General features: G+C 57.8%; 1 protein-coding gene. It reads left to right on the top strand.

The window, feature by feature from the left end:
• Positions 1-880: 880 nt before the first annotated feature.
• Positions 881-1,377 (top strand): reverse transcriptase N-terminal domain-containing protein (locus AC1DN0_RS41030; RefSeq protein ID WP_477146611.1); only part of this gene is annotated, 497 nt, incomplete at its 3' end.

The following is a 1,377-nucleotide window of genomic DNA, read 5'->3' as shown; positions in this document are numbered from 1 at the left end:
CCTCCACGGAGAGGCGGGTGGCTATGCAACGGAGTATGTTGTATAGATGCTACATAGCATTCAAACCGGTCCGGATGGACTGGCGCTAGGCTCTTTGGGACGGTAGGCACTCGCGAGAGTACACCGCCGTCAAGCGCTCGCTAGTAGAGGAGCACGTGAAGTAGGGAAGTGAGGTCCCGGAGCGTAAGCTCTGCGCGTTATGGTTCGGTCGGACTCACCCGTGAGGGTGGCTCTGATAGAGAACCTGCTATGCGACTAGCAGTAGCCTAGGGAGACATGCGTCACTGGTAACGGTGGGGTGTGAAGCTCTCCTGACAACGTAACCCCCGCAAGGGTGTCCACACGCCGTGAGGCAGGTGGGCAGAGACTCCAAGCAGCAACGGGGTTGAGGTGCTAGGCTGGCTGGTATGGGTAATGTAAGTGAACTGCTGATAAACGCCGTGAGCATTGCGGTGCCAAAGCTGCTGTTAGGCACTAACCAAAAGGTGTGTGGTCGGTTATCCCGCTGGAATCTCGGGATACGTCGTCATCAGACCACCGGCGAAGAGGCAGGCCCTAACCCGGTCGTGTAACGTGCAGGGAACGTGGTAAGCCCGTATGGCTGCCGAAGCGCAGTTGGCTCAGGCAGGCGAACCGCAAGGAACGCTGTTGGCTGTGCGGGTATGGGAGRTTGGAAAAAGCGAATGCCGGGCTGTAATGGTTCGGATAGGGGTTGAARCATCATCCCACGCGAAAGCGGGCAGACTTCCAACTGGTCTTTCGTCGCAAGACGGCTGACTGAACTCGCTTGTTTMAAYTTTCTTCCCTTGAGGGGCAACTGTCCCTCAAGGGGCATGTTGTCTCTTGATTTTGGGGAAGATCCTCAAGATAGGAGAGCAGCATGGAAGCATTGATCCGYRAGGATGAATCTGCGCCCTCCGGCGTACCGCAACGATGGGGCGACATCAATTGGCGCCGTGTCGAACGGAACGTTCGAGCAATGCAGATTCGAATTGCGAAGGCAACACAGGAAGGGGACTGGCGCCGGGTGAAAGCCCTGCAACGGTCTYTGACCCGCTCGTGGTCCGCCAAGGCATCGGCGGTACGACGAGTGACGGAGAACCAAGGTGCGCGGACGGTAGGTGTTGACCGCGAACAGTGGAACTCGCCTGAAGTCCGATGGGAAGCCATTGGGCGGTTGAAGCGCCGGGGGTATCGACCCAAGCCATTAAGGAGGGTCTTTATTCCCAAATCCAATGGAAAGGAGCGCCCTCTGGGCATTCCGACCATGTTGGATCGAGCCATGCAGGCGTTATACCTGCTGGCGCTGGAACCGGTGTCCGAAGGGACGAGCGATCCGAACTCGTATGGGTTCCGGATCAATCGCTCTACCGCGGA

The organism is Cupriavidus sp. 05N39, assembly GCF_056397325.1.
This window is presented reverse-complemented; position numbering and strand designations above follow the sequence as displayed.